The sequence below is a fragment of the Pseudomonas sp. AE27 genome, from assembly GCF_037113495.1.
Lineage (GTDB): Bacteria > Pseudomonadota > Gammaproteobacteria > Pseudomonadales > Pseudomonadaceae > Aquipseudomonas > Aquipseudomonas palmensis.
Map to the genome: position 1 here is coordinate 1,614,215 of NZ_CP146966.1, position 26,913 is coordinate 1,641,127.

24 protein-coding genes are annotated in these 26,913 nt (G+C 66.3%); 18 read left to right on the forward strand and 6 right to left on the reverse strand.

Features of this window, described 5'->3' with window-relative positions; translation table 11 throughout:
* Positions 1–29: 29 nt before the first annotated feature.
* A complete protein-coding gene (locus V9K84_RS07480) occupies positions 30–1,208 on the reverse strand; it encodes a GGDEF domain-containing protein (RefSeq protein ID WP_088514981.1) in 1,179 nt (392 codons plus the stop codon).
* A gap of 137 nt (positions 1,209–1,345) precedes the next feature.
* Positions 1,346–1,747 (reverse strand): GFA family protein, encoded by a 402-nt coding sequence (locus tag V9K84_RS07485; RefSeq protein ID WP_088514980.1) that lies wholly within the window; start codon positions 1,745–1,747, stop codon positions 1,346–1,348.
* A 106-nt stretch (positions 1,748–1,853) separates the two neighbouring features.
* On the opposite strand from V9K84_RS07485, the gene V9K84_RS07490 reads away from it, so the two are divergent.
* Positions 1,854–3,086, forward strand: coding sequence for a M20/M25/M40 family metallo-hydrolase (locus tag V9K84_RS07490; RefSeq protein ID WP_078480332.1), 1,233 nt, complete (start codon positions 1,854–1,856; stop codon positions 3,084–3,086).
* A gap of 40 nt (positions 3,087–3,126) precedes the next feature.
* On the opposite strand, the gene V9K84_RS07495 is transcribed toward V9K84_RS07490, so the two are convergent.
* Positions 3,127–4,803 carry an MFS transporter gene (locus tag V9K84_RS07495; protein ID WP_088514979.1) on the reverse strand — a complete coding sequence of 559 codons (1,677 nt, stop codon included), beginning with the start codon at positions 4,801–4,803 and terminating at the stop codon, positions 3,127–3,129.
* Between the two features lie 221 nt (positions 4,804–5,024).
* Between V9K84_RS07495 and V9K84_RS07500 the strand changes: the two genes are divergently transcribed.
* Both V9K84_RS07500 and V9K84_RS07505 read left to right on the forward strand, forming a co-directional pair.
* The gene (locus V9K84_RS07500) at positions 5,025–5,321 is read left to right on the forward strand and encodes a DUF3144 domain-containing protein (RefSeq protein WP_043861375.1); all 297 of its coding nucleotides are present in this window, start codon (positions 5,025–5,027) and stop codon (positions 5,319–5,321) included.
* 50 nt (positions 5,322–5,371) lie between these two features.
* Positions 5,372–5,803: a hypothetical protein gene (locus tag V9K84_RS07505; RefSeq protein WP_043861374.1), complete on the forward strand. Its 432-nt coding sequence runs from the start codon at positions 5,372–5,374 to the stop codon at positions 5,801–5,803.
* 52 nt (positions 5,804–5,855) lie between these two features.
* On the opposite strand, the gene V9K84_RS07510 is transcribed toward V9K84_RS07505, so the two are convergent.
* A complete protein-coding gene (locus V9K84_RS07510) occupies positions 5,856–6,602 on the reverse strand; it encodes a hypothetical protein (RefSeq protein ID WP_043861373.1) in 747 nt (248 codons plus the stop codon).
* A 166-nt stretch (positions 6,603–6,768) separates the two neighbouring features.
* Here V9K84_RS07510 and V9K84_RS07515 point away from each other — a divergent pair, with 166 nt between their 5' ends.
* The 5 genes from V9K84_RS07515 to V9K84_RS07535 all read left to right on the forward strand — a co-directional run bounded on the left by V9K84_RS07515 (position 6,769) and on the right by V9K84_RS07535 (position 13,273).
* The gene (locus V9K84_RS07515; RefSeq protein ID WP_043861372.1) at positions 6,769–7,278 is read left to right on the forward strand and encodes a sigma-70 family RNA polymerase sigma factor; all 510 of its coding nucleotides are present in this window, start codon (positions 6,769–6,771) and stop codon (positions 7,276–7,278) included.
* A complete protein-coding gene (locus tag V9K84_RS07520) occupies positions 7,275–8,240 on the forward strand; it encodes a DUF4880 domain-containing protein (RefSeq protein ID WP_088514978.1) in 966 nt (321 codons plus the stop codon). Before V9K84_RS07515 ends, V9K84_RS07520 begins: the two co-directional genes overlap by 4 nt.
* A 110-nt stretch (positions 8,241–8,350) precedes the next feature.
* Positions 8,351–10,756, forward strand: coding sequence for a TonB-dependent siderophore receptor (locus V9K84_RS07525; RefSeq protein ID WP_088514977.1), 2,406 nt, complete (start codon positions 8,351–8,353; stop codon positions 10,754–10,756).
* A 157-nt stretch (positions 10,757–10,913) separates the two neighbouring features.
* Positions 10,914–12,011 (forward strand): carboxynorspermidine decarboxylase, encoded by a 1,098-nt coding sequence (gene nspC / locus V9K84_RS07530; protein ID WP_043861418.1) that lies wholly within the window; start codon positions 10,914–10,916, stop codon positions 12,009–12,011.
* 26 nt (positions 12,012–12,037) lie between these two features.
* Positions 12,038–13,273, forward strand: coding sequence for a saccharopine dehydrogenase family protein (locus V9K84_RS07535; protein WP_043861369.1), 1,236 nt, complete (start codon positions 12,038–12,040; stop codon positions 13,271–13,273).
* A 143-nt stretch (positions 13,274–13,416) separates the two neighbouring features.
* Here V9K84_RS07535 and V9K84_RS07540 read toward each other — a convergent pair whose 3' ends face one another.
* Complete coding sequence (locus V9K84_RS07540; RefSeq protein WP_088514976.1) at positions 13,417–15,135, reverse strand: amidase; 1,719 nt, start codon at positions 15,133–15,135, stop codon at positions 13,417–13,419.
* Between the two features lie 217 nt (positions 15,136–15,352).
* Between V9K84_RS07540 and V9K84_RS07545 the strand changes: the two genes are divergently transcribed.
* The 8 genes from V9K84_RS07545 to V9K84_RS07580 all read left to right on the forward strand — a co-directional run bounded on the left by V9K84_RS07545 (position 15,353) and on the right by V9K84_RS07580 (position 22,813).
* The gene (locus V9K84_RS07545) at positions 15,353–16,696 is read left to right on the forward strand and encodes a gluconate:H+ symporter (protein WP_088514975.1); all 1,344 of its coding nucleotides are present in this window, start codon (positions 15,353–15,355) and stop codon (positions 16,694–16,696) included.
* Positions 16,697–16,731: 35 nt separating this feature from the next.
* A complete protein-coding gene (locus tag V9K84_RS07550) occupies positions 16,732–18,084 on the forward strand; it encodes a D-serine ammonia-lyase (protein ID WP_088514974.1) in 1,353 nt (450 codons plus the stop codon).
* 14 nt (positions 18,085–18,098) lie between these two features.
* Positions 18,099–19,037, forward strand: coding sequence for a DNA-binding transcriptional regulator DsdC (dsdC, locus tag V9K84_RS07555; protein ID WP_054914605.1), 939 nt, complete (start codon positions 18,099–18,101; stop codon positions 19,035–19,037).
* A 37-nt stretch (positions 19,038–19,074) separates the two neighbouring features.
* Positions 19,075–19,572 carry a VOC family protein gene (locus V9K84_RS07560; RefSeq protein WP_058540117.1) on the forward strand — a complete coding sequence of 166 codons (498 nt, stop codon included), beginning with the start codon at positions 19,075–19,077 and terminating at the stop codon, positions 19,570–19,572.
* 161 nt (positions 19,573–19,733) lie between these two features.
* Entirely contained in the window at positions 19,734–20,450 is a 717-nt protein-coding gene (locus tag V9K84_RS07565; protein ID WP_256582836.1) for an AzlC family ABC transporter permease, read from the forward strand.
* A complete protein-coding gene (locus tag V9K84_RS07570; protein WP_043861362.1) occupies positions 20,440–20,748 on the forward strand; it encodes an AzlD domain-containing protein in 309 nt (102 codons plus the stop codon). The genes V9K84_RS07565 and V9K84_RS07570 overlap by 11 nt, the downstream gene beginning before the upstream one ends.
* Before the next feature lie 124 nt (positions 20,749–20,872).
* Positions 20,873–21,847 carry a quinone oxidoreductase gene (locus V9K84_RS07575; protein WP_088514972.1) on the forward strand — a complete coding sequence of 325 codons (975 nt, stop codon included), beginning with the start codon at positions 20,873–20,875 and terminating at the stop codon, positions 21,845–21,847.
* Between the two features lie 27 nt (positions 21,848–21,874).
* Positions 21,875–22,813: a LysR family transcriptional regulator gene (locus V9K84_RS07580; RefSeq protein ID WP_088514971.1), complete on the forward strand. Its 939-nt coding sequence runs from the start codon at positions 21,875–21,877 to the stop codon at positions 22,811–22,813.
* Between the two features lie 3 nt (positions 22,814–22,816).
* Here V9K84_RS07580 and V9K84_RS07585 read toward each other — a convergent pair whose 3' ends face one another.
* Positions 22,817–24,298 (reverse strand): PucR family transcriptional regulator ligand-binding domain-containing protein, encoded by a 1,482-nt coding sequence (locus tag V9K84_RS07585; RefSeq protein WP_088514970.1) that lies wholly within the window; start codon positions 24,296–24,298, stop codon positions 22,817–22,819.
* A gap of 176 nt (positions 24,299–24,474) precedes the next feature.
* On the opposite strand from V9K84_RS07585, the gene V9K84_RS07590 reads away from it, so the two are divergent.
* Positions 24,475–25,506 (forward strand): ABC transporter substrate-binding protein, encoded by a 1,032-nt coding sequence (locus V9K84_RS07590; RefSeq protein WP_043861358.1) that lies wholly within the window; start codon positions 24,475–24,477, stop codon positions 25,504–25,506.
* Positions 25,503–26,909, forward strand: a complete 1,407-nt coding sequence (locus V9K84_RS07595; protein ID WP_054914599.1) for an FAD-dependent oxidoreductase — start codon at positions 25,503–25,505, stop codon at positions 26,907–26,909. The genes V9K84_RS07590 and V9K84_RS07595 overlap by 4 nt, the downstream gene beginning before the upstream one ends.
* The last annotated feature ends 4 nt before the right edge of the window (positions 26,910–26,913 follow it).

Here is a 26,913-nt window from a genome sequence, read left to right on the forward strand (position 1 = left end):
TGCTGTTCACCTTGTCCATTGGTACTGCCTCAAGGCGAGTGCAGGGGTTCGCCAGCGGCTGCGGTGCGGTCCACCACGCGAATACTGTCACGTCCACCGCGCTTGGAGGCGTAGAGCGCGCTGTCGCTTTGTTCGATCAGGGCCGTGAGGCTGCCCGGCGGCTGGTCGAACAGGTTGGCGCCGATGCTCAGGGTCACTGGCGCAGGCGTGGGGAACAGCTGCGCGGCGGCCTGCCGGAACTGCTCGCGCAAGGCACCGCCCAGCGCCAGGATACGTTCGGTGGGGGCGTTGTTGAGCAGAATCACGAACTCATCGCCACCCAGTCGCGCCGCCAGGGCGCCGGTGGGCAGCACCGTGCGGATCATCTCGCTCAGGTCGACCAGCAGGCGGTCACCGGCGCTATGCCCGAACAGGTCGTTGACCAGCTTGAAGTTGTCGATATCGATCAGCAGCAACGCTCCGGGCCGCGTGGCCGACACGTCTTCGAGCAGGCGCGGCGCACGGACTTCCAGGGCGCGGCGGTTGTACAGGGCCGTCAGCGGGTCACGGGCGGCCAGGCGGGCGATGCGTTTTTCTCGCCGGTAGCGCTCGGTGCCGGTCATCGACAGCGCAATCAGCATGATTGCCATGGCGCCTTCCACCAGCGAGATCTGGATGATCTGGCCGCGGAACGCCGCCAGGTCGATCAGCGTGCCGGGCACCACCGCCGTGATCGCCTTGGCCACGTAGAACAGGCCGTGCATCAGCAGCACGTAGCGCAGTTGCACCGCCCCCACGCTCAGCGACTTGCCATGCGGGCGCAGCAGTGCACTGGCCTTGAGCGCCAGCAGCGCCACCAGCAGCGAGTTGACCAGCAGCATCAGCTTGGACCATTGCGGCTCCTCGGGTACCACCAGCAGCGCGAGCCATACCACGAAGACCAGGTACCAGCCCCGCGACAGCTGGGTTTGCGTGAAACGCCCGACACCCAGCAGGAACAGCCAGTGCGCCGTCACCAGCAGGCCATTGGCGAACCAGATACCGATCAGCAGCAGGCCGCTGCTGCGCAGCAGCGCGAGGGTACAGCCCACGGTGATGGTGGCGAACCCGGCGCTCCAGAACAGCAGCGAGGGTTCACGCACGCTGCGCCACTCGATCGCCAGGTACAGCGCGGCGGCCGCGGCGAGGGCGATCGTGATGGTGAGCATCGTGGGTGGGTCTAGCGCCATGGCGAGCGGGCCTGCATGAAGTGCACGGAAAGCGGCGATTGTAAGCGTTTGAATCGGTTTTTCGCAGTGCTTGCGCGAAGCGTTTCAGCCGGCTGTCGCAAACCTGGGCCAGCCTGTCGCGGGCAGTGCAAAAGACCCTATCGACCCTGTGGCCAATGGTCCTCGATTGCGTACCACGGCGCCTTCGAAGCCACCTCCACATGGCGCTGCCTGTCGAACGTCAGGGGTGAGTCCAGGGTGCCCAGCGCAACCGAGATCCAGTCGGCATGGTCCCCCTGTGAGCGCGACCAGAACAGCGATGAACCGCAGTCGCCACAGAACTGGCGCGCCACCGACTCGGACGATGCGTACGACTTGAGCCGCTCGCCTCCCTGCAGCAGTTGCAGGTCGTCGCGCCTGACGCTGGCGTAGCTGGCGAACGCCGCCCCGTGGCCCTTGCGGCACTGGCTGCAATGGCAGTGCGAAACCGCCTTGAGGGGCGCGCTGAGCTGATAACGGATGGCGCCGCACAGGCAGCTGCCCTGGTACTGGTGTGTCATGGAAGGTCCAACCCGGTTGCTCGCAATACAGGGCCGACAGTCTAAGCTGATCCCTTGCCCGTCATGCAACACACCCTTTTGCCACCCTGCACCGAGGCCCCGCCCTATGCCGTTGTTTCGCCCTCCCTACGCCAGCGCCCTGGCGCTCTGCCTGTCCTTCGCCTGTACCGGCGCCATCGCTTCCCCCGCCCAGGACCTGCTGGAAAAAGCCAAGGCCGAGCAGTCGAGCTACCTGGATACCCTCAAAACCCTGGTATCGGTGGACACCGGTACCGGCACCCAGCAAGGCCTCACCGACATCGGCGCATTGCTGGTCAAGCGCCTGGAGGCCCTGGGCGCCACGGTGCAGACCAGCGCCGCCACGCCCTCGGTGGGCAACAACATCGTCGGCACCTTCAAGGGCAGCGGCAGCAAGCGCTTCATGCTGATGGTGCATTACGACACCGTGTTCGGCCCCGGCACCGCCGCCAGGCGCCCGTTTCGCATCGAGGGCGAGCGTGCCTATGGCCCCGGGGTGGCCGACGCGAAGGGCGGGGTGGCGATGATCCTGCATGCGATCAAGCTGCTGCAGGATGTGCGCTTCAACGACTACGCCACCCTGACCGTGCTGTTCAACCCCGATGAAGAAATGGGCTCGCTCGGCTCCCGGCAGATCATTGCCGAGCTTGCGCGCAAGCATGACTACGTCTTCTCCTACGAGCCCCCGAACAAGGACGCGGTGACGGTGGCCACCAACGGCATCAACCAGCTGCTGCTGGAAGTGCGCGGTCGCTCGGCACACGCCGGCTCCGCCCCTGAAGACGGGCGCAACGCCTTGACCGAGCTGGCGCACCAGGTGGTGCAGCTCAAGGACCTGGGCGACCCGGCCAAAGGCACCACGGTCAACTGGACCCTGGCCAAGGCCGGCGAGAAAGCCAACATCATCCCGGCGCTGGCCACCGCCGAAGCCGACATGCGCTATGCCGACCTGTCCGAAAGCGACCGCGTGCTGGCCGACGCGCAACGTATCAGCCAGGCCCGGCTCATCGCCGACACGCAGGTCACGCTGACCCTGCGCAAGGGGCGCCCGCCGCTGGCCAGAAATGAAGGCTCCGCCGCCCTGGCCAGCACTGCCCAGCAGCTGTATGGCCAGATCGATCGCAGCCTGGAACCCATCGCCATGCGTTTTGGCACCGACGCCGGCTATGCCTATGTGCCCGGCAGCGCCACGCCGGCGGTGCTCGAAACCATGGGCGTGGTCGGGGCCGGGTTGCACGCCGACGATGAATACATCGAACTGTCCAGCATCGCGCCGCGCCTGTACCTGACGGTGGCGATGATCCGGCACCTCTCGCAGTAGGCTGCACCGCGCCCTCCCGGCACCCGGGAGGGCGGGCGGCTCAGCTGTGGTTGATGTCGCGGTCCTTGGTCTCGGGCAGGAAGAAGGTACCCAGGATGGCGGTCATCACCGCGATCACGATCGGGTACCACAGCCCGTAGTAGATATCCCCCGTGGCCGCGACCATGGCGAACGCCACCGTGGGCAGGAAGCCGCCGAACCAGCCGTTGCCGATATGGTAGGGCAGCGACATCGAGGTGTAGCGGATACGCGCCGGGAACAGCTCCACCAGCCACGCGGCGATCGGCCCGTAGACCATGGTCACGTAGATCACCAGGATGGTCAGCAGCAACAGCACCATGGGGTAGTTGGTCTTGTTCGGGTCGGCCTTTTCCGGGTAGCCGGCGTCCTTCAGGGCCGCGCCCAGGGTGGCGGCGAAGGCATCGTTCTGCGTCTTGAAGTCGGCGGCCGGCAGGCGGCTGCCGTCGAAGCTGGGCACCACTGCGTTGCCGATGCGCACCTGCGCCACGCTGCCGGGCTCGGCCTTTTCGTTCACGTAGGGGATCGCGCGCTTGGCCAGCACGCTCTTGGCCACGTCGCACGAACTGGTGAAGCGCGCCTTGCCCACCGGGTCGAACTGGAACGAACACTGCGCCGGGTCGGCGACCACCGTCACCGGGTTGCGTGCCTGGGCACTGAACACGTCGGGGTTGCCGTACTGGGTCAGCGCATGAAAGATCGGGAAGTAGGTCAGCGCCGCCAGGATGCAGCCGGCCATGATGATGCCCTTGCGCCCGATGCGGTCGGACAGGCTGCCGAAGATGACGAAGAACGGCGTGCCGATCAGCAGCGAACCGGCAATCAGCAGGTTGGCGGTCTGCGGGTCGATCTTGAGCGTCTGCAACAGAAAGAACAGCGCATAGAACTGCCCGGTGTACCACACCACCGCCTGGCCGGCGGTACCGCCGAGCAGCGACATGATCACCACCTTGAGGTTGTCCCAGCGGGCGAACGACTCGGTCAGCGGCGCCCTGGATGCCTTGCCTTCGGCCTTCATCCGGTTGAATACCGGCGACTCGCTCAGTTGCAGGCGGATGTACACCGACACGATCAGCAGCAGAATCGACAGCAGGAATGGTATGCGCCAGCCCCACGCCTCGAACGCCTCGGTGCCCAGCACGGTACGGCACGCCAGGATCACCAGCAGCGACAGAAACAGCCCCAGCGTGGCGGTGGTCTGGATCCACGAGGTGAAGAAGCCGCGCTTGCCGGGCGGTGCGTGCTCGGCCACGTAGGTGGCGGCGCCGCCGTATTCACCGCCCAGCGCCAGGCCTTGCAGCAGGCGCAGGGTGATCAGGATCACCGGGGCCGCCACGCCGATGCTCGAGTAGCTGGGCAACAGGCCCACCACCGCGGTGGACACGCCCATGATCACGATGGTGATGAGGAAGGTGTGCTTGCGCCCGATCATGTCGCCCAGGCGGCCGAACACGATGGCGCCGAACGGCCTTACCGCAAACCCGGCGGCGAAGGCGAGCAGGGCGAAGATGAAGGCAGTGGTTTCGTTGACCCCGGCAAAGAAGTGCTTGGCGATGATCGCCGCCAGGGAGCCATACAGATAGAAGTCGTACCACTCGAACACGGTGCCCAGGGACGAGGCAAAGATGACCTTGCGTTCCTCTTTGGTGATCCCGCGCCTGGGCGCACTGCCTGTGGAAGTGCTGTCGATTGTCGCCATGAGTTTTCTCCGGATTGTTGTTGTAGGCCGGAACACCCACTGCCACTTCACCCAAGCCCTGGGGCTGATGTCATCGGACTACGCAATGCGCACAGACACCTCGCAGCGCTGCCCGCTCGTTTGAAGCATAATCAGCTTCGCGCAGATATCCACTCGCCGACGGTTGGCCGGACGGCAGGAGGGGGCTGCAATAACCAGACGTGATGAGAAAGGGACACGCAATGCCGCAAAATGCTGACGACTCGTTCTACGACCGCGCCGACGCCCATATAGAGCTGTCCAACGAGCAGCTCGGGCAGGTCCAGGACCTGGGCAAGGTGAGTGCCTCGATGATGTTCGGCACCACCCGGTTCAATGCCTGGGTGAGTGCGCGCAACTTCAAGTCGGGGGAAGAAATGGCGCAGGCACGCGAGGCGATGCTCACGTACTTCTGCGACCAGTACCGGATGATGCTCGAAGACAACCTGGACGACCATATCAACAACTTTGCGACGTACATGCAGGGTTCGGCCAAGTAACGCGTTGCCCGCTTCGCCGGCAACGCCGGCTCCTACAAGGAAGAACCGTTATGGCAGGTGAATACAATCTGGCGCTGGTGATTGCCGCGGCGCTCAGCGCGCTGGCGGCCGTGCTGCACGTGGGTACGATCATCGCGGGGCCGTCCTGGTATCGCCTGTTCGGGGCGGGTGAGCGCTTCATCCGGGCGGCGGAGGCGGGCCGGACCTTTCCGGCGGTGGTCACGGCAGCGATTGCGCTGGTGCTGCTGAGCTGGGCGGCCTTTGCATTGTCGGGGGCGGGCGTGATCGCGCCGCTGCCGTTGCTGCTGCCGGCGTTGTGCGCGATCACGCTGGTGTACCTGCTGCGCGGTATCGCCGGGCCCTTCGTGCTGGCCAATACCGGGCGCAGCCAGCGCTTCATCGTGGTGAGCTCGCTGGTGTGCCTGGGGTTCGGGGTGGTGCACCTGGTGGGGCTGGTGCAGGTCTGGGGCCGCCTGGGCTGATCCGCGAATGGCCGGGCGGGGGCGCCGGGCCGGTGCCGCCACCCGGTCGGCCTCAGGCCTGTGCAGCCACACTGGCCATGAACAACCCCAGTTTCTTCTGGAAGTCGGCCACCTGCTGGTTGCCGGTGTCCTCGTTGCAGCGCAGCTCCCATTTCAGGCGTGATGCCTGGCGCTGCACCGCATCGCACTCGGTATCCAGTTGCACCAGCCGGTTCAACTGTTCGCTGCGTTGCCCGGCCTGCTGGCTCAGCTCCACGAACCGCCAGGATTTGCCCGGCTGGATGTGGGTCTTGCGATAGCTGACCTGCAACGTGGGGCGTTCATCGTGCAGGTTGAGGTTGAGGTAGAACTTGATCTGCTTTTTCAGCACGCTCTGCAGGTTGAGATCGTCCACCACCTCGCGACGGCCGCTCAGGTAGTCCTCGATGAACGGCAGGTTGTCGCGGTTCTGCTCACTGAAAGTCGCCGGTTCGATCAGTGCCGGGGTCAGGTTGACGGCAATCTTCTCGAATTCCAGAAAGTAGGTGTGGATGTCGTCGAGCAGCGCCTTGCGCTCGTCGTGAAGTCGCTGCAGGTGCTGTTCGCTGTCGTGCAGTGCCTGGGCCAGCGCCGGCGATGTCTTGTCCGGGCTGTGCTTGCCCTGCAACGAGCGGAAGGCATAGCGGGCGAGGAAATCGGACAGTGCCTCTTCCCCCCGGGCCGCCAGTGCCACTGCCTGGGCCTGCAGGTCGGCGGCCGCGCCCTCGAGGTCGCAATTGCGGAGCTTGGTCAACAAGGTGGTGAGTGTCGCTTGATCCATATTCAGCCCTCCCTTTGGCTGCCTCGCACAGTACTGCACCTGAGCGCCGGCCTGCCAGTGTCGGTGAAGCAGGTTGTTTCGGCGGCAATCATAAAAATCCACCGCAAGCTAATGAGAAGTATTACCATGCACGACTCCCGTCAGCCTGCGTCCCGGAACCCTGCCGATGCATCCACTTTCCAGCACCCACCATGCGGTGGGCGAACTCTACGTTCAACACCACAGCTGGTTGACGCAGATGCTGCGCCGCAAGCTGGGCAACCGGGAGCAGGCGCTGGACCTGGCGCAGGACACCTTCGTGCGCATCCTGCGCAGCGAGGCACCGCCGGTGTACCGCGAGCCGCGTGCCTACCTAACCACCGTGGCCAGCCGCCTGTGCATCCAGTACTTCCGGCGCCATGCGCTGGAGAAGGCCTACATGGAGTCGCTGGCCCATCTTGAACCGGCGCTGGTGCCGTCCCCGGAAACTCGCCTGCTGGTGCTCGAGGCGCTGGACGCGGTGGGCCAGGTGCTCGATGGGCTGGGCAGCAAGGTGCGCGAGATCTTCCTGCTGTCACAGCTTGACGGTCTGACCTACGCGCAGATCGCCGAACACCAGGGCCTGACGGTGAACGTGGTGCAAAAGGCCATGCTCAAGGCCTACCGCCACTGCTATGCGGCGGTCTACGGCGCATGAGCCGCTTCGCCCGGATCGACAACCAGCCGCTGGACCCCGGCGTGGTAGAGCAGGCCATGCTGTGGATGGTCACCCTGCAGTCGGGTGTCAGCAGCCTGGCCGAGCAGCAGGCCTGCCAGCACTGGCGCGATGAAAACCCCCAGCATGAACTGGCCTGGCAGCGTCTTGCCGGGCTCACCCATGACCTGCGCCAGGGCACCAGGACGTTACCGGCCGCCGGCGCGCGCGGATTGCTGCAGGCACGTGGCACTGCGTCGCGGCGCAATGTGCTCAAGGGCTTCGCCGGGCTGGGGGTGGTACTGGCGGCTGGCCTGAGCGTGCGTGAGCGGGTGCTGCTGCCGGAACTGTTCAGTGACTACCGCACCACCACCGGCGAGCGTCATCACGTGGCGTTGTCTGGCGAGGTGGAGCTGACCCTGGATACCCGCACCGGCGTGGATGCGCACGCAGACGTGCTGGCGCTCAACCTGGGGCGGGTCATGCTCACCCTGGGGCAAGGTGCTTCGCTGGCGGTGCGCACCGCCAATGGCTGGGTACGCCCCGAGCCCGCCTCGCGGCTGGTGGTCAGCCAGGGCCTGCCCGGGGTGTCGGGTACCCAGGTGCAGGTGCTGGCAGGCAGTGCCTCGATCGCCTGGGCCGGCAGCACCCGCATGACCTTGAGCGCCGGCCAGCAGGTGGCGTTCGGGCAGCAGGTCGGCAGTGTCGAACCCCTCGACGCGGGCGCCCAGGCCTGGGTTGACGGCCTGCTGATTGCCGAGCGCATGCCACTGGGCCAGGTGTTGGCCCAGCTCGACCGCTACCGGCGCGGCGTACTGCGCTGCGATCCGGCGGTGGCGGCCTTGCAGGTGTCGGGTTCGTTCTCCCTCGATCGGCCCGATGCCAGCCTCGACCTGCTGGCCAGTGTGTTGCCGATACGGGTACAGCGTGTGTTCGGCTACTGGGCAAACGTGGTCGTGGCCTGAGAACGATTATTTTTAACAGCGGCGGCAGTTTTTTCCATCTCATGCATCAAGACCAGGGAAGACGCTGAAAAACAGCGCATCGCCAACACCCTCAACCCATGGAATTGTTTATGCACAGCCGCCTCACTCCGCTTGCCGGTGCCTTGCGCACGGCTATCCTCGGGCTTTCCCTCGTGTGCGCCAGCCAGGGCGTACTGGCCGGCGCCGATGCCCACGCCACCCACGCCTTCCATATCGGCGCCGGCAACCTCGATCGCGTGCTCGGCGCATTCGGCCAGCAGGCCGGGGTGATGATCGCGGTCGACTCGGCCCTGACCCAAGGCATCCACAGCAGCGGCCTGGACGGCAGCTACGCCATCGCCGAGGGCCTTGAGCGACTGCTCGCGCCCCAGGGCCTGCAGGCGATGCCCGAAGGCGAGGGCTACCGGGTAATGCCAAGGCTGGCCACCGGCAGTGCGCAGCTGGAGCTGCAGGCCACCGAAGTCAGCGCCAACCAGCTGGGCACCATCACCGAAGGCACCGGCTCCTACACGCCGGGCACCATCGCCACCGCCACGCGCATGGTGCTGACCCCGCGGGAAACCCCGCAGTCGATCTCGGTGGTCACGCGCCAGGCCATGGACGATTTCGGCCTGAACGCCATCGACGATGTGATGCGCCACACCCCCGGCATCACCGTGTCGACCTACGACAGTGAACGTACCAACTACTATTCGCGCGGCTTCTCCATCGTCAACTTCCAGTACGACGGCATCCCGACCCTGCGTGACGCGCAGTACTCGGCCGGGCAGACCCTTACCGACATGGCGATCTATGACCGGGTCGAGGTGCTCAAGGGCGCCACCGGCCTGCTCACCGGCGCGGGCGGCCCCGGTGGCACGATCAACCTGATCCGCAAGAAGCCGACGGCCGACTTCAGGGGGCATGTGGACCTGGGCGCCGGCTCCTGGGACAACTACCGCTCGGAGATCGACCTCAGCGGCCCGCTGACCGACAGTGGCAACGTGCGGGGCCGGGCGGTGGCCGCCTATCAGGACAAGCACTCGTTCATGGACCATTACGAGCGCAAGACCAGAGTGTACTACGGCATCCTGGAAGTGGACCTGGACGAAGACACCCTGCTGACCCTGGGCGCCGACTACCAGGACAGCGACCCCAGGGGCTCGGGCTGGTCGGGCAGCCGTCCGGTGTACGACTCCCAGGGCAACCCCATCAGCCTGCCGCGTTCGTTCAACAATGGCGCCAAGTGGAGCAGTTGGGAGCAGTACTCGCGCACGCTGTTCGCCACCCTGGAGCATCGCCTGGCCAATGACTGGGTCATCAAGGGTCAGTACAACCACCAGATCAATGGTTATGACGCGCCACTGGGCTCGGTGTCGCCCGACACCCCGACCGTGTCGTCGATCTATTCGCGCAAGTACACCGGCGAAACCACCAGCGACAGCGGCGACCTCTACGCTACCGGGCCGTTCAGCCTGTTCGGGCGCGAACACCAACTGGTGGTGGGTGGCTCGGTGTCCAGCTCGCACTGGAAGGGCGACAACTACAACAACGTCACCTACTTCGACAACGAATACGATCTGGAGAGCTGGCACGGTCAGGCCATCGAGCCGGACTGGGGCTCGGTGACAAAGCGCAACGACGAAACCACCCGGCAAAGTGGCGGCTACCTGACTGCGCGCTTCAGTGTCACCGATGACCTTTCGCTGCTGCTGGGCAGTCGCCTGGCAAACTTTCAGGTCACCGGCACCAGCGACAGCCAGGAGAGCGGACGGCTGGTGCCCTATGCCGGGGTGGTGTACGACCTCAACAGCAACTTCTCTGCGTATGCCAGCTACACCGATATCTTCCTGCCGCAGACGGCCTACCGTGACAGCCGCAACAGGATGCTCGAGCCCAACGAGGGCCAGAACTACGAGGTGGGCATCAAGGGTGAGTTCTACGACGGTCGCCTGAACACCAGCCTGGCCTACTTCGAAGTGCACGAAGATAACCGCCCGCAGGCCGACACGTTCTACAACGCCAGGCCAACCAACCCCGACATCGACTACGCCTACATGGGCATCAAGTCCAGAACCAAGGGCTACGAGGCAGAGGTGTCCGGGGAGCTGGCACCCGGCTGGCAGGTGCAGGCCGGCTACACGCACAAGGTCAGCCGCGACCAGGGCGGGGCCAAGGTAGCTACCTGGGAGCCCGAAGATCAGCTCAACCTCTACACCACCTACAAACTTGGCGGGCGCCTCGACAAGCTCACCGTGGGCGGTGGGGCACGCTGGCAGGGCAAGGGCTGGCAGGTCCTCAACAACTACGCCAAGGGCACCAATGACACCTTCACCCAGACCCCGTACTGGCTGGTCGACCTGATGGCGCGCTACCAGTTCACCGAGCACCTGTCGGCGTCGGTCAATGTCTACAACCTGTTCGACAAGTACTACTACACCAACATCGGCTTCTATAACTCCTCGTACTACGGTGACCCGCGCAACGTGATGTTCAGCACTCGCTGGGACTTCTGACGTCCAGGCCCGCTCCCGTGTGGGGGCGGGTTCGACCTGCGATGGGTGCACCCGAAAAATCCGCGTCGGGCAAAAATCACTTCCGAGCTTTCGATTCCCGTGCAGTGAAGGCACAATGCGTGTCCTTTTTTTGGCCGGCCTTGCCGGGGGCCTCGAAATGATCAAGACGCCGTACTACCTCATCGACAAAACCAAGCTGCTGCACAACATGCAGAAGATCGCCTATGTGCGCGAACAGTCCGGGGCCAAGGCCCTGCTGGCGCTCAAGTGCTTCGCCACCTGGTCGGTGTTCGACCTGATGCAGCAGTACATGGACGGCACCACCTCGTCCTCGCTCTACGAGCTCAAGCTCGGCCGCCAGAAGTTCGAAGGCGAGACCCACGCCTACAGCGTGGCCTGGGCCGACGATGAAATCGACGAGATGATCGAGAACTGCGACAAGATCATCTTCAACTCCATCGGCCAGCTGCAGCGCTATGCCCAGGCCACCGAAGGCAAGGTGCGCGGCCTGCGCGTCAACCCGCAGGTGAGCAGCTCGGACTACCTGCTGGCCGACCCGGCGCGCCCGTTCAGCCGCCTGGGCGAATGGGACCCGGTCAAGATCGATGCGGTCATGTCGCAGATCTCCGGCTTCATGTTCCACAACAACTGCGAGAACGGTGATTTCGGCCTGTTCGACCAGATGCTCAACACCATCGAAGAGCGCTTCGGCGAGCTGCTGCACAAGGTCGAGTGGGTGAGCCTGGGCGGCGGTATCCACTTCACCGGCGAAGACTATGCACTGGATGCATTCTGCGCGCGCCTGAAGGCGTTCTCGCAGAAGTACGGCGTGCAGGTGTACCTGGAGCCGGGCGAAGCGGCGATCACCCAGAGCGCTTCGCTGGAAGTGACCGTGCTCGACACCCTGTACAACGGCAAGCACCTGGCCGTGGTCGACAGCTCCATCGAGGCGCACATGCTCGACCTGCTGATCTATCGCCTCAACGCCAAGCTGGCGCCCAGCGAGGGTGAGCACACCTACATGGTATGCGGCAAATCCTGCCTGGCCGGGGACATCTTCGGCGAGTATCAATTCGATCGTCCGCTGGCCATCGGCGATCGGCTGTCGTTCATCGACGCGGCAGGCTACACCATGGTCAAGAAAAACTGGTTCAACGGTTTGAAGATGCCATCCATCGTAGTGAAACAACTTGACGGTACTGTCGAGGTGGTTCGCGAATTTGGTTTTGACGACTACCTGTCCAGCCTCTCGTAAGCTGGCGGAAAGGAGAGATAAAGAAATTGAAGAAAAACGTTCTTATCATTGGTGCAGGAGGTGTCGCCAAGGTGGTGGCCCACAAGTGCGCGCAGCACAACGACGAACTCGGTCGTATTGCCATCGCGTCACGCAACATCTCCAAATGCCAGGCCATCATCGACAGCGTCAAGGCCAAGGGTAGCCTGAAGGTACCCGCCGACATCACGGCCTTTTCGCTCAATGCTCTGGATGTCGAGGCAACCAAGGCGCTGATCCGCGAAACCGAATCGCAGATCGTGATCAACGTCGGTTCCGCCTTCCTCAACATGTCGGTGCTGCGTGCCTGCATCGATACCGGCGTGGCCTACCTGGACACCGCCATTCACGAAGAACCGGGCAAGATCTGCGAGACGCCGCCCTGGTATGGCAACTACGAGTGGAAGCACCTCGAGGAATGCCAGCAGAAGAACATCACCGCCATTCTTGGCGTGGGCTTCGACCCGGGTGTGGTCAATGCCTATGCAGCACTGGCGCAACAACAGTATTTCGACCGCATTGATTCGATCGACATTCTCGACGTCAATGCCGGCTCCCATGGCAAGTATTTCGCCACCAATTTCGACCCGGAAATCAATTTCCGCGAATTCACCGGACAGGTGTGGAGCTGGCAGAACAGCCAGTGGACCAGCAACACCATGTTCGAAGTCAAGCGTACCGACGACCTGCCGGTGGTGGGTTCGCAGAACCTGTACCTGACCGGCCATGACGAAGTGCACTCGCTGTCCAAGAACCTCGACGTGCCGAACGTGCGTTTCTGGATGAGCTTCGGCGAGCACTACATCAATGTGTTCACCGTACTGAAGAACCTGGGCCTGCTGTCCGAGCAACCGGTGAAGACCGCCGAGGGCCTGGAAGTGGTGCCGCTCAAGGTGGTCAAGGCCGTGCTGCCGGATCCGTCTTCGCTGGCGCCGGGCTACACCGGCAAGACCTGCATTGGCGACCTGGTCAAGGGCACCAAGGACGGCCAGCCACGCGAAGTGTTCATCTACAACGTGGCTGATCACGAAGAGGCCTATGCCGAGACCGACAGCCAGGGCATCTCCTACACCGCGGGCGTGCCGCCGGTGGCGGCGGCCCTGCTGGTGGCCCGTGGCGAGTGGGACGTGCAGCGCATGGCCAACGTCGAGGAACTGCCGGCCGAGCCGTTCCTGAAGGCGCTGGACGTGATGGGCCTGCCGACCCGCATCAAGGACGAGAACGGCGATCGTCCCTGGAACTGATGGGTTCAGGCTGACAAAAAGGGGGGCGCCGTGATGGCGTCCCCCTTTTTTGTGTTGTGCCCTTCGCCAGCAAGGCTGGCTCCTACAGACCTACCAAACCCGTAGGAGCCAGCGTTGCTGGCGAAGAGGCCAGCCCAATCAACTCAAGATAAACGGCCACCCACCAGCACCGGGGTACGCGGCGGTATCACACGCTTGGACCCGGTAGCCTCGAACGCCGAGGCCAGGCGCAGCAACGCCGAGTCATCATACGCCCGCCCGGCGAAGGTCAGCCCCACCGGCATGCCGATGTCCGCCATCACCCCCATCGGCACCGTCACCGTCGGCACCCCAAGGTGACGGATCGCCAGGTTGCCGTTGGCCACCCACACCCCGTTGCTCCAGGCAATATCCGCCGAGGCCGGGTTCACATCGGCATCGGCCGGGGCCACATCGGCCACCGTCGGGAACAGCACCGCATCCAGCCCCAGCCTGTCCATCCAGTCTTCCAGGTCGATACGCCGCGTCTGCTCCAGCCCGCGCAGTCCATCGGGCAGGGTAGCGATCTGGTCCCACGGCGTGATGCCGCGCTCGGCCATGCGCACATACTCGTCCATGCCCGCCGCCAGGTCGCCCTCGCGGTTGGGCAGGGTGCCGGGGTCGTGGGGGAAGATCTTCGGCCCGTCCACGTCCACCAGGCGGTTGAGCTGCGGGTCGCCGTTGGCCTGCAGGAAGTCGTCGAAGGCCCAGGCCGTCAGGTCCCACAGTTCATGGTGCAGGAATGCCTTGGACACCAGGCCCCGATTGAACACGGTGGGGGCACCTGGGCGGTCGCCCTCGCAGTTCGATACCAGCGGGAAATCCACTTCGAGCACCTCGGCGCCGGCCGCTTCCAGTGCCTTGCGCGCCGCCTCCCACAGTGCGATCACCGAAGGCCGCGTGTTGATGCGCTGGCCGGTCGGGCCGCCGATGCCGGGGCTGTCCGAGGTGCCGGCATCCGGGTCCTTGTTGATGTACATGCGCGGGATGCCGAAGCGCTTGCCGGCCAGCGCCGCGCTGTCCGCCGCCAGTTGTGGGTAGGCGGCGGGGCGCACCGAGGCCACGCTGGGGATCGGCACCCAGGGCTGCAGGCGCCACAGGTCGCCACGGGTGTCGGGGTCTTCGGCCACCACCACGTCGAGCACTTCGAGCAGGTCGGCCATGGTGCGGGCGAAGGGCACCACCACGTCCATGGTCGGCGTCAGCGGCCAGTTGCCGCGCACCGAGATCACCCCGCGCGAAGGGGTGTAGGCGCACAGGCCATTGTTGGAGGCCGGGCCGCGGCCGCTGGACCAGGTTTCCTCGGCCAGGCCGAACGCGGCGAAGCTGGCCGCCGTGGCCGTGCCCGCGCCGTTGGACGAGCCCGAGGCGAAGGGTGCGGTGAGGTAGGCGGCGTTGTACGGGCTTTCGGCCCGGCCATACACGCCGCGCTGCATGCCGCCGTTGGCCATGGGCGGCATGTTGGTCTTGCCCAGGCAGATCGCCCCGGCGCCGCGCAGGCGCTCGATGGTGAAGGCGTCGCGGTAGGCCACCAGGTTGGCGAAGGCCGGGCTGCCGGAGGCGGCAGTCATGCCCTTGACCAGGTAACTGTCCTTGGCGGTGTAGGGGATGCCGTCGAGCGGGCCTAGGGGCTTGCCCTGGGCACGACGCTCGTCGGATGCCTGGGCTTCGCGCAGGGCTTCGGGGTTGCGCACCACCACCGCATTGAGCGCGGTGGGCGTGTCTGCGCCGTCGTAGGCATCGATGCGGGCGAGGTAGGCCTTCACCAGCTCGACCGAGGTGGTCTGGCCCGATTCGAGGGCGGCGCGCAGCTGCGCAATGGAAACTTCGGTGACTTCGATCATGCGGTGGTTACCAGCGGCCAAAGGGGTCATGAGTGATGGCGGGAATCATAGCGGTTTAAGGTTCAGGTGTCCGCCCGACGAGGGCCCTGGCAGATGACCTCAGATCACCTGTGCGCTGAAAAACCATCCTTTGTAAAGGCCTGCCTGCGTGCCGCCTAATCGCCTCCGACCGCGCCCTGCGCGGCAATCGCTCACTAAAACAAATAAAGGCGAAGTCATGCACGAAGACGCAGGTTTGTTACTGATATTGATGGCGGCCATCGGCCTGATCGTGGTGCTGGTGGTCAGGTTTCGGGTGCACTCGTTCCTGGCCCTGATGCTGGCCAGTTTTGTGGTGGGCGCCGGGGCCGGCATGCCGCTGCCGGCCATCGCCGATTCGTTCGAGAAGGGCATGGGCGGCACCCTGGGTTTTCTTGCGGCGGTGATCGGCCTGGGCAGCATCCTGGGCAAACTGCTGGAGGTGTCGGGCGGCGCCGAACGCATTGCGCGCTCGCTGCTCGAGGCCCTGGGTGAACAGCGCACGGCGTGGGCCATGATGCTGGTGGGCTTCGTGGTGGGCATACCGGTCTTTTTCGAAGTCGGTTTCGTGTTGCTGATACCACTGATCTACGTGGTGGCCCGCCAGACCCGGCTCAACATCCTCTACGTCGGCCTGCCACTGGCCGTATCGCTGATGACCGTGCACTGCATGCTGCCGCCGCACCCGGCGGCAATGGCCATCACCCAGCTGCTGGGGGGCGACGTGGGCAAGGTGATCCTGTACGGGCTGATCGTCGGCCTGCCGACCGCGGTGATTGCCGGCCCGGTATGGGCCACGCTGGTGTGCCCGCGGCACGCCGCGCCCGACGCGCAGGCCGCGCCAGAGCCTGCCGCCACGCCAGCCGCTGGCCGGTCGATGCCGGGCCTGGGCCTGACCCTGCTGGTGATTCTGCTGCCGCTGCTGCTGATGGTGGGCAAGACCCTGGCCAGCATGACCCTGGGGCCCGAGGCCGGGCTGTACCGGCTGATGATGTTCCTCGGCAACCCGCTCACTGCCCTGGCCATCGCGGTGTGCTTCGCCTACTGGGCACTGGGCCTGCGCCGTGGCCTGGGCATGGCCCGGTTGCAGGCGCTGACTGCCGGCTCCTTCACCCCGCTGGCCAGTATCCTGTTGATCATCGGTGCCGGCGGTGCCTTCAATGGCGTACTGATCGACAGCGGGGTCGGCAAGGTACTGGCCAGCACCCTGTCGCAGTGGGACCTGAACCCGATCCTGCTGGCCTGGTTCGTCGCCGGGCTGATGCACCTGGCGGTCGGCTCGGCCACCGTGGCGATGGTCAGCGCCGCCGGCATGGTGCTGCCGCTGCTGGACGCGATGCCGGGGCAGAACCGCGAGATCGTGATCATTGCCATTGGCGCCGGCGCGATTGGCTGGACTACCGTCACCGACTCGGCGTTCTGGGTGGTCAAGGAATACCTGGGCGTGTCGCTGGGCGAGGCGCTCAAAAAATTCACCGCCGCGACACTGCTGGCTTCGGTCGTGGCCCTGGGCATGACCCTGTTGCTGTCGCACTGGGTATGAGCCTGCCCGTACCCGTCACTTTTCTGGAGAACCGCATGATTCACGACAAGACCCTGGACCAGTGGCAGCACAGCCACCCCTTGATCGCCGACCTGGTGCGCCTGCAACCGACCACCTGGTTCAACCCGGGCCTGGCCCCGGCAGCGCAGGCGCTGGGCGACGTGCCGCTGACCCTGGCCGATGTGGACGACGCCAGCGCGCGGCTGGAACGTTTTGCCAGCTACATTGCCTCGGCCTTCCCGCAGACGGTGGTGAGCAAGGGCATCATCGAGTCGCCCCTGCTGCCGTTGGCGCAGGTGCAGGCCGCGCTGTGCGCCGAAGCGCAGGTACCCGTGCAGGGCGCGCTGTGGCTCAAGGCCGACAACCTGCTGCCGATCTCCGGCTCGATCAAGGCGCGTGGCGGTATCTACGAGGTGCTCAAGCACGCCGAAGACCTCGCATTGGCGGCGGGCATCCTGCAGCCTGGGGATGACTACGCCAGCCTCGACAGCGACCGCGCGCGGGCATTTTTCGGCCAGTACAGCGTGGCGGTCGGCTCCACCGGCAACCTGGGCCTGTCCATCGGCATCATGAGTGCGCGCCTGGGCTTCAAGGCCAGCGTGCACATGTCGGCCGACGCCCGGCAGTGGAAGAAGGACCGCTTGCGCAGTTGCGGGGTGGAGGTGATCGAGTATGCGTCCGACTACAGCGTGGCGGTGGAGCAGGGGCGCCAGCAGGCCGAGGCCGACCCGCGCTGCCATTTCGTCGATGACGAAAACTCCATCAACCTGTTCCTCGGCTACGCGGTGGCGGCGCGTCGCCTGCAACGCCAGCTCGAGGCGGCGGGCATCAGGGTGGATGCCGAGCACCCGCTGTTCGTCTACCTGCCATGCGGCGTTGGTGGTGGCCCTGGCGGGGTGGCATTCGGTCTGAAGCAGATCTTCGCCGACGCAGTGCACTGCGTGTTCGCCGAGCCGACCCATTCGCCCTGCATGCTGCTGGGGGTGTACACCGGGCTGCACGAGCAGGTCAGCGTGTACGACTTCGGCATCGACAACCGCACCGCCGCCGACGGCCTGGCGGTGGGGCGCCCGTCCGGGTTTGTCGGGCGCTCCATGCAGCGCCTGATAGACGGCTATTACACCGTTCCCGACGAGCAGCTGTATCGGCAACTGGCGCAACTTGAAGCCATCGAGGGCCATCGCCTGGAACCCTCGGCGCTGGCCGGGCTGCCGGGGTTCCTGCGGGTGACCGGGGAACGGCAGGGCTATCGCCAGCGCCTGGGCCTGAGCGCGCAGCGCCTGACCAATGCCACGCACCTGGTGTGGGGCACCGGCGGCAGCATGGTGCCGGACGATGAAATGCAGGCGTATCTGGCGCAGGGCCGTACACTGCTGGCCGGACACTAGCGGAACCTGCCCCGATGCTGAACCTGCCCCCGCGTTTGAGCGCACGCCTGAACAGCTCGCAATTTGCCAACCTGCACACCTTTCTGGTGGCGGCGCGGCACCTGAGCTTTGCCCAGGCAGCCGAGGAGCTGTGCCTGACCCCCAGTGCGGTGAGCCACCGTATCGCCCGCCTGGAGCAGGCCCTGGCGCTGCGCCTGTTCGAGCGGCTGACCCGGCGCATACGCCTGACAGCCGAGGGCGAGCGGGTGTTCGCGATACTGCAGGGGGTGATGGAGCAGCTGGGCGATGCCCTGGAGCCATCGCCCGAGGCCGAGCTGCGCGGGGCGGTGGCGTTGTACGCCCGCCCGTCCGCAGCGCAATGCTGGCTGGTGCCGCGCCTGGCCGACTTCCACCAGCGCTACCCGAACATCGCGCTGGACGTGCGGGTGGGCAACGATGCGGTCGACTTTCGCACGCACAACATCGACCTGGCGCTGCTGTACGCCAATGGCGAGTTTCCCGGCCTGGTCAGCCATGCGCTGATGAGCGAGACCATCGCCCCGGTGTGCAGCCCGCGCTATGCCGAGCTGCACCAGCTGTTCGACAACCCCGCCAATCTGCGCCAGTGCACCTTGCTGCACGATGCACTGGCCTGGGAGAACGCGGTGTTCGATGCCGAGTGGCAACTGTGGGCTGGCCAGCAGGGGCTGCTGGACGCCTTGCCGCAGCGCGGCCTGACCTTCGACCGGTCGGACCTGTGCGTGACGGCGGCCATCCACCACGCCGGTATCGCCATCGGCCGCCAGCGCCTGGTGCAGGCGCGTATCGACCAGGGCGAGCTGGTGCTGCCGTTCGGCGGGTTTTCCCAGCCGGGGCGCTATGACTACTTTCTGGTTCACCCGCCGCGCGACCCGTTGCCCCGGCGGGTGCAGGTACTGATCGACTGGCTCAAGGGTTGCGCCGCGGGCGACTAGACTGCAGAGGTCTGTCGCTTTTCTGTGGAGAACCACGATGAACAGCAAGAACACGATCTGCCTCTGGTACGACGGCGCGGCGCTGGAGGCTGCCACCTTTTACGCCAGCATCTTTCCCGACAGCGCGGTGGGCGCCGTGCACCGTGCCCCCGGCGACTTCCCTGCCGGCAAGCAGGGCGATGTACTGACCGTGGAGTTCACGGTCATGGGCATCCCGTGCCTGGGCCTCAATGGCGGCTCGGCCTTCCATCACAGCGAGGCGTTCTCGTTCCAGGTGGCCACCGACGACCAGGCCGAGACCGACCGCCTGTGGCAGGCGATCATCGGCAACGGCGGCCAGGCCAGCGTGTGCGGCTGGTGCAAGGACAAGTGGGGGCTGTCGTGGCAGATCACCCCGCGCGCGCTGACCGCCGCGATCACTCACCCCGACCCGGCTGCGGCCAAGCGTGCCTTCGACGCGATGATGCAGATGGACAAGATAGACATCGCCGCCATCGAGGCCGCCTTGCGACCCCAGGCACCGACGCGAGAGTAAATTCGCCGACAACTGCACAACAGGCTTTGTGACGCGCGTGTGTGCGGGCATAGTAGCGCCCGCACGCCAGCGCGCGCGTGCGTCACTATAAAACGAGCGGTTCGGCATGCGCCCCTTCGGGCCGGTGCATGACAAGATCGCCACACGAAGGAGGCTGTGCCTTGTCAACCGTAGAGAAGCATCTATCCAGGCTTGAGTGGAGCGACGTCTGGGCTGGCTTCAAGCAACTCTTGCCGATTTCCCTGTTCGTCGTGGTGTTCGGTGTGGCCTTCGGCCTCGCTGCAGCCCAGACCGGGCTGGGGGACGCGGCGACCCTGCTGATGAGCGCACTGGTGTTCGCCGGCGCCTCGCAGTTCGCCGCGCTGGAACTGTGGGGCGAGCAGGTACCGCTGGTGCCGCTGATTATCACCGTGTTCGCCATCAATGCCCGTCACCTGCTGATGGGCGCCACGCTGTACCCCTGGCTGCGCGAGCTGCCCACCGCTCGGCGCTACGGCGTGATGCTGGTGGTGTCCGACGCCAACTGGGCGATGGCCATGCAGGCATTGAACGCCGGCAAGCCGGGCCTGGGCCTGGTGCTGGGCGGCGGTATCGCGCTGTGGTCGGCGTGGTGCCTGGGCAGTTGGCTGGGGCTGCATTTCGGCAATGCGATCCACGACCCGGTCAGCCTGGGCCTGGACATGGTGATGGGCTGCTTTCTGCTGGCGATGGTGCTGGGCGGGCACAAGAGCCTGCGCATGCTGATGATCTGGATCGTGGCGGCCGGTTCGTCGCTGCTGGCCTACTGGTACCTGCCGGAGAACAGCCACGTGGTGATGGGCGCGCTGGCGGGCGGCATTCTGGGTGTGGTGTGGATGGAGAACAAGCATGAACGTTGAAACTGCAGGCGCCGGCACGCTGCTGCTGGTGGTGATCATGGGCCTGGTGACCCTGGCCACCCGTTGGGGGGGTGTGTTCGTGATGTCGTTCGTGCCCATCAACTACCGCGTGCAGCAGTTCATCAGCGCGATGTCCGGCTCGGTGCTGGTGGCGGTGCTGACGCCGTTGGCGGTGAACGGCGACAACGGCGCACGCCTGGCGCTGCTGAGCACGGCGGTGGTGATGCTGCTGGTGAAAAAGCCGCTGCCGGCGATTGCGGCAGGCATTGTGGCAGCGGCGCTGGTGCGGGCGCTGTAGGGGGCGAAGGGCACCTGGCATTGCTGCATCAGGTGCACATATGTTCGGCAATGGCGCTGTATTGTCGTTTACGGGTGCGCTAATTAGCCTTTGCAGACCTTCAACCACTGCAAGAGGCAACATCATGGTGACTTCAATCACGCTCCAGGCGGTAGGCGCCCCCGAGGTGATGCAGCTTCAGGCCGGCGCCGTGCAAGCGCCAGGCCCGGGCCAGGTGTGGCTTGAACAGGCCGCGATCGGCGTCAACCCGCTGGACATCAACCAGCGCAAGGGCACTGTGCCGATTGCGTTGCCGTCCGCGCTGGGCCTGGAAGGTGCCGGCACCGTGCGGGCGCTGGGGGCGGGCGTGACCGAGGTGGCCGTGGGCGACCGTGTGGCCTATGCCACCGGGCCGCTGGGTGGCTATGCCAGTGCACGCCTGTACCCGGCCGAGCGCCTGGTCAGGCTGCCCGCTGCCGTGTCGTTCGAAGACGCGGCTGCCGTGCTGTTCAAGGGCATCACCGCCCAGTACCTGCTCAAGGCGAGCTACCCGGTAGGCCCCGGCACGCGTGTGCTGATCTACGGTGCGGCGGGGGCGGTAGGGCAGATCATGGTGCCGTGGGCCAGGCACCTGGGCGCCCATGTGATTGGTGTGGTGTCCAGGGCGCAAAGCGTCGAGCGCGCCAAGGCGGCCGGCTGCAATGCGGTGTTGGTGTTCGACGCAGCCACGTTGGCGGCCCAGGTGAGCGAGCTGACCCAGGGCCTCAAGGTCGATGTGGTCTACGACTCGGTCGGCCGGGTGAGCTGGGAGGCGTCGCTGGACAGCCTGCGCCCGCGCGGCACGCTGGTGTCGTTCGGCGCCACCAGCGGCGCGCCCCCAGCGGTCGAGGTGGGCACGCTGAACGCCAAGGGCTCGCTGTTCCTCACCCGGCCGTCACTGGCGGCACATACCGCCAGCCCCCAGGAGTACCAGCAGCGCGCGCAGGATGTGCTGGATGCACTGGCGGCGGGTATCATCCAGCCGCACATATGGCAACGCTACCCCCTGGCCGACGTGGCCAGCGCCCATGCTGCCATCGAGCAAGGCCGGTCCCAGGGGGCGGTCGTGCTGATCCCCTGACCGACGCGCACGAGGCCGACCTCACCGATGGACCCTTTCGACAGCCGTCAGGCCGATGAATTTGCCACCTTGCTGGCGCTGCACGAGCATGGCTCGTTCGCTGCCGCCGGCCGGGTGCTGCAACGCCATGCCTCGGTGCTGTCCAAGCGCCTGGCGGCTCTGGAGCAGCGCCTGGGTATCCGCCTGGTGGAGCGAACCACCCGGCAACTGCGCTTCACCGACGAGGGCACGCGGCTGGTGGAGCGCCTGCAGCATGCCGCCAGCCTGATCAGCACGGCCGAACTCGAGGCCTGCAACGGTGCGGCGCAGGTGCGCGGGCGTCTACGCGTGGCGCTGCCGGGGGCGATGGGCCGGCGCTGGCTGAGCCCGCTGGTGGCCGGGTTTTCCCTGGCCTACCCCGAGGTGACCGTCGACGTCGACTATGCCGACCGCTTCGTCGATATCGTGGGCGAAGGCTTCGACGTGGCCGTGCGCGTCGGCGAGCTGGCCGACAACCGGCTGGTGGCGCGCAAGCTGTGCGAGCACACGCGCATCCTGTGTGCTGCGCCGGCCTACCTGCATCGTCACGGCGCACCGCAACGGCCAGCCGACCTGGCCGGGCACAATTGCCTGGGCTTCAGCGGCTTGCGTTCGTTCCCCGACTGGCGCCTGAACGGGCAGGGCGGGCAGCAGACGGTGCGGGTGCAGGGCAGCCTGATCAGCAATGACAATGAAGCACTGCTGGTGGCAGTGCGCAGCGGCGTGGGGATTCTGGCCGGTGGCGACTGGATGATGCACCAGGACCTGGCCGAGGGGCGCCTGGTGCGCGTGCTGCCCCAGTGGCAGCTGGACTCGGCGTCGGGCATCTACCTGATGCGGCCTTCGGCGCGCTTCACCACGGCCACTACCCTGGCGTTCAAGCACTGGATGGAGGCGGCCTTCGCCAAGGGGGCGCCATGGCAGCGCGCTGGGGCGTCTGCCGCCTAGCACTCAGGCCAGCCCCGCCATGCGCGCCGCGCGCAGGGCGAACCACAGCGTGGCCACGTCCTCGGTACTGTCCAGCGAGCGGCCGGTGATCTCTTCGATGCGGCGCATGCGGTACACCAGCGTCTGCTTGTGCACGTGCAGCTGCGCGGCCGCCGCCAGCCACGAGCGGTTGTGTTGCAGAAACACCTGCAGGGTGTGCAGCAGCTGGGTGTTCTGCTGGCTGTCGTAGTCGGCCAGCGGGCCCAGTACGTTGCGGAAGGTACGTTCGGCTTCATCCAGGCTCTGCGCCAGCCACGGTACGCTGGCGCCGGCCTGGGCGTAGGTCACCAGCGGTTGCGCGGCGCTGGTGTGGGCCAGTGCCAGGCGCGCCTCGCGCAGCGCCTCGACACTGCGCCCGGCGTGGCCCAGCGGGTTGCTCACCCCCAGCGGCACCTGCAGTTGCGCCTGCAGCTGCGGGATGCACTCGGCGGCGCCGAGCACGATCAGGTCATCGCCCTGAACCCGAATCAGCACGCGACGACCCTGGCGTTGCAGGGCTTCGTCGCAGGCCGCCGGTGACACCCCGGCGGCGCGGCCGAGCAGCAGGCAGGCCTGTTCGGCGCCGATGTCGAAGGCGGCCAGGCGCTGTTGTGCCTGATGCGCCGGCAGACGCTGCTGCAACAGGTCGTCCAGCAGCTCGGAGCCCAGGCGCAGGTTGCGCTCGTTGTCGACCCGCAGGCGCTCCAGCTCGATGCCCAGCACCGCCACCACATGGTGCAACAGGCCGTAGTCGAGCAGCCCGTCACCTTCGGCCACCAGCAGGCAGTCGGCCTGGGACGGCAGCGCCATCACCAGCAGCTCGCCCGCCTCCAGCGCGTGGCGCTGCACCACCGGCCGGTTGCCCGAGGTGTCGCGCTGGCGGGCCGCCAGCCATTGGCGCTGGCTTGTCGGCAGGCCGCCCAGTGCGTCGCGCCAGGGCGCGAGCGACGCGGCGTCGAGCAGGGTCAGGCGCGCCTGCACGTCCTTTTCCAGGCGCTTGAGCAGTGCGCCCAGGCCCAGCCCCTGAATGCTCATGCGGGCACTTTCGTAGACCCGGGTTATGGCATTGCGGCGCGCCTGCTCCTCCTGCTGGCCGGCATCGACGATGGCCCGCGTGACGGCGGCGAAGGGCACGCCGTAGTGGGTGAACATCACCGCAAAGTCCAGGGCGTCGGCCCGCTCCATCAAGGCCTCGAGGTTGGCCGGGGCCTGCATGTTCTCGCCGATCATCATGCCCGCCAGGCCAGCGGCCGCGAGGTTTTCCACGTACGCGCGCTGGGCATCGGCATCGGCGGGTATGCCGATGCCGGTGGTCATCAGCAGGTCGGCGTCGCCCAGCCATTCGCTGGGGTCGGCCAGTTCGCACACGTGGGCCCAGCGTACCGGCTTGCCCAGCCCTGCGGCACCGCTGATGACGCGGGTGCGCAGTTCGGGCAGGGCGATGATGTCGCTGACAGACAGGGCCATGGGGCAGCTTCCGGGGCAGGGTGACGGCCAGTGTAACCGGGCATGGCGCGCCTTTGAACGGCTTTGTACGAACGTATGAAGGTACGCGGCTGAATCTTGTTTGCGTCTGATTGTGGCGACCCGGCTGCGGCTCGACACTTGGCCTACTGAGCCATCCCGACCCGGAGAACATAACAATGCACAAGAATCTGGCCTTTTCGCTCACCCTGATCGCTGCCGCTGCGTGCAGCACATCGGCGCTGGCCGACCTCACCGTGGTGTCCCACGGCGGGGCCAACAAGGCCGCACAGGTGGCGGCCTTCTATGACACCTACCAGGCACAGACCGGCACCCGCATCGTGGCCGGCGAGTTCAATGGCGAGATGGCCAAGGTCAAGGTGATGGTCGATACCGGCAGCGTCTCGTGGGACGTGGTCGAGATGGAGATGCCCGAGCTGGCACGCGCCTGTGAAGAAGGCCTGCTCGAAGAGTTCGCCCCCGACCCGGCCGTGGCCGCGCAACTGCTGCCCGGTGCGGTACAGCCGTGCGGCGTGGGCTTTTTCGTGTGGTCGACGGTGATCGCCTACAACGCCGACAAGCTCAAAGTGGCCCCCACCAGCTGGGACGACTTCTGGAACCTGGAGAAATTCCCCGGCAAACGCGGGCTGCGCAAGGGCGCCATGTACACCCTGGAATTCGCCCTGCTGGCCGACGGCGTGCCGGCGGCCGATGTCTACACCCTGCTGGCCACCCGTGAAGGCCAGGACCGCGCCTTCGCCAAGCTCGACCAGATCAAGTCGAGCATCCAGTGGTGGGAGGCCGGCGCCCAGCCGCCGCAATACCTGGCCTCGGGCGACGTGGTGATGAGCTCGGCCTACAGCGGCCGGATCAGCGCGGTGCAGAGCCAGACCCCGCTGCGCATCGTGTGGAATGGCGGCATCTATGACATGGACGCCTGGGCCATCCCGCGTGGGGCCAAGAAGCGCGACGAAGCACTGAAGTTCATCAACCACACCCTCAAGGCCGAGCAGCAGAAGGGCTACGCCGAGCAGATCGCCTACGGGCCGGTCAACCGCGAGGCCTTGGGCCTGCTGAGCGAGCAGCGGGTCAGCGAGCTGCCCACCGGCAGCCCCAACCTGCAAGGCCAGTTGCCGATGAACGCAAGCTTCTGGGCCGACCACGGCGAACTGCTCGAACAGCGCTTCAACGCCTGGGCGGCACGCTCATGAAACTGACCCCCAGCGCACCGCTCAAACGCAGCTACTGGCTGGAAAGCGCCGAGCCCAGCCTCAAACCCGGCCCGGCGCTGCAGGGTGAGCACGACGCCGATGTGGTGATCGTCGGTGGCGGCTTCGTCGGCCTGTGGACCGCCCTGACCCTCAAGGAGCATGAGCCGGATATCCGCGTGATGGTGCTGGAACAGGACGTGTGCGGCGGGGGCGCCTCGGGGCGCAACGGCGGCTTCGTGATGTCGTGGTGGCCCAAGGTCGGCACCCTGGCGAGCTTCTGCACCCCGGAGCAGGCGCTGTTTCTGGGGCACAGCGCCGAGCGGGCGATCAGCGAGCTGGGCGAGTTCTGCCAGCAGCACCAGATCGACGCGCACTTTCGCCAGAAGGGCTGGCTGTGGACGGCCACCAGCCCCGCGCACATCGACACCTGGAACGCCACGCTGGCCGCCTGTGCCCGCCTTGGGGTAACGCCGTTCGAGCGGGTGCCGGCTGCCGAGGTGGCGCGCCGTTGTGGCTCGAAGGTGCACCTGGCCGGCGTGTTCGAGCGCAGCAACGCCACCGTGCAACCCGGCGCCCTGGTGCGCGGCATGCGCCGGGTGGCGCTGGAGGCGGGGGTGGTGATTGCCGAGGGTACTGCGGTCAGCGATATCCAGCCCGGCACACCGGTGCAGGTGCTGACCCCGCAGGCGCGCATCCGTGCCGGCTCGGTGGTGCTGGCCACCAATGCCTGGGCGGCTGCATTGCCGCAACTGGCGCGCCTGATCACCCCGGTCAACAGTTCCATCGTGCTCACCGAGCCGGTGGCGACCCGCCTGGAACAGATGGGCTGGACCGGCGCCGAGTCGATCACCGATTCGCAACTGATGGTCGACTACTACCGCACCACCGTGGATGGCCGTATCGCCTTCGGCAAGGGCACCGGGGCGATAGCCTACGGCGGCAGGATCGGGCCGGTGTTCAGCCACGACCCGGGCAGCATCGCGCTGACCGAGGCCGACCTGCGCCGTACCTACCCGATGCTCGATGACGTGCGCATCACCCATACCTGGTCGGGGCCCATCGACCGCACCTACGACAGCCTGCCGACCTTCGGCGGCCTGGGCGAGCAGGGCAACATCCACTACGGCATCGGCTGGAGCGGCAACGGCGTGGGCCCCAGCCGCCTGGGCGGGCGCATCCTGGCCAGCCTGGCCCTGGGGCGCAAGGATGCCTGGAGCACCTGTGCGCTGGTGGGGCGCAACTGCAAGGCCTTCCCGCCGGAGCCGCTGCGGTATGTGGGCGGTTCGCTGGTGCGCAACGCCGTGATACGCAAGGAGCGCGCCGAAATGGCCGGCCACACCGCCGGCCGTCTCGATTGCATGCTGGCCCGCCTGGCCCCGGCCGGGCTTGAAGACAAATCCTGAGGAC

Excerpts from the sequence above, each read along its gene's own strand:
- V9K84_RS07520 (WP_088514978.1), top strand. The coding sequence starts at position 7,275 with ATGAGCCGCTTCGCCCGGATCGACAACCAGCCGCTGGACCCCGGCGTG.
- V9K84_RS07550 (WP_088514974.1), top strand. The coding sequence starts at position 16,732 with ATGATTCACGACAAGACCCTGGACCAGTGGCAGCACAGCCACCCCTTG.
- nspC (WP_043861418.1), top strand. The coding sequence starts at position 10,914 with ATGATCAAGACGCCGTACTACCTCATCGACAAAACCAAGCTGCTGCAC.
- V9K84_RS07495 (WP_088514979.1), bottom strand. The coding sequence starts at position 4,803 with ATGGCGACAATCGACAGCACTTCCACAGGCAGTGCGCCCAGGCGCGGG.
- V9K84_RS07500 (WP_043861375.1), top strand. The coding sequence starts at position 5,025 with ATGCCGCAAAATGCTGACGACTCGTTCTACGACCGCGCCGACGCCCAT.
- V9K84_RS07480 (WP_088514981.1), bottom strand. The coding sequence starts at position 1,208 with ATGGCGCTAGACCCACCCACGATGCTCACCATCACGATCGCCCTCGCC.
- V9K84_RS07590 (WP_043861358.1), top strand. The coding sequence starts at position 24,475 with ATGCACAAGAATCTGGCCTTTTCGCTCACCCTGATCGCTGCCGCTGCG.
- V9K84_RS07485 (WP_088514980.1), bottom strand. The coding sequence starts at position 1,747 with ATGACACACCAGTACCAGGGCAGCTGCCTGTGCGGCGCCATCCGTTAT.
- V9K84_RS07570 (WP_043861362.1), top strand. The coding sequence starts at position 20,440 with ATGAACGTTGAAACTGCAGGCGCCGGCACGCTGCTGCTGGTGGTGATC.
- V9K84_RS07560 (WP_058540117.1), top strand. The coding sequence starts at position 19,075 with ATGAACAGCAAGAACACGATCTGCCTCTGGTACGACGGCGCGGCGCTG.
- V9K84_RS07515 (WP_043861372.1), top strand. The coding sequence starts at position 6,769 with ATGCATCCACTTTCCAGCACCCACCATGCGGTGGGCGAACTCTACGTT.
- V9K84_RS07575 (WP_088514972.1), top strand. The coding sequence starts at position 20,873 with ATGGTGACTTCAATCACGCTCCAGGCGGTAGGCGCCCCCGAGGTGATG.
- V9K84_RS07540 (WP_088514976.1), bottom strand. The coding sequence starts at position 15,135 with ATGATCGAAGTCACCGAAGTTTCCATTGCGCAGCTGCGCGCCGCCCTC.
- V9K84_RS07510 (WP_043861373.1), bottom strand. The coding sequence starts at position 6,602 with ATGGATCAAGCGACACTCACCACCTTGTTGACCAAGCTCCGCAATTGC.
- dsdC (WP_054914605.1), top strand. The coding sequence starts at position 18,099 with ATGCTGAACCTGCCCCCGCGTTTGAGCGCACGCCTGAACAGCTCGCAA.
- V9K84_RS07545 (WP_088514975.1), top strand. The coding sequence starts at position 15,353 with ATGCACGAAGACGCAGGTTTGTTACTGATATTGATGGCGGCCATCGGC.
- V9K84_RS07580 (WP_088514971.1), top strand. The coding sequence starts at position 21,875 with ATGGACCCTTTCGACAGCCGTCAGGCCGATGAATTTGCCACCTTGCTG.
- V9K84_RS07585 (WP_088514970.1), bottom strand. The coding sequence starts at position 24,298 with ATGGCCCTGTCTGTCAGCGACATCATCGCCCTGCCCGAACTGCGCACC.
- V9K84_RS07490 (WP_078480332.1), top strand. The coding sequence starts at position 1,854 with ATGCCGTTGTTTCGCCCTCCCTACGCCAGCGCCCTGGCGCTCTGCCTG.
- V9K84_RS07595 (WP_054914599.1), top strand. The coding sequence starts at position 25,503 with ATGAAACTGACCCCCAGCGCACCGCTCAAACGCAGCTACTGGCTGGAA.
- V9K84_RS07525 (WP_088514977.1), top strand. The coding sequence starts at position 8,351 with ATGCACAGCCGCCTCACTCCGCTTGCCGGTGCCTTGCGCACGGCTATC.
- V9K84_RS07505 (WP_043861374.1), top strand. The coding sequence starts at position 5,372 with ATGGCAGGTGAATACAATCTGGCGCTGGTGATTGCCGCGGCGCTCAGC.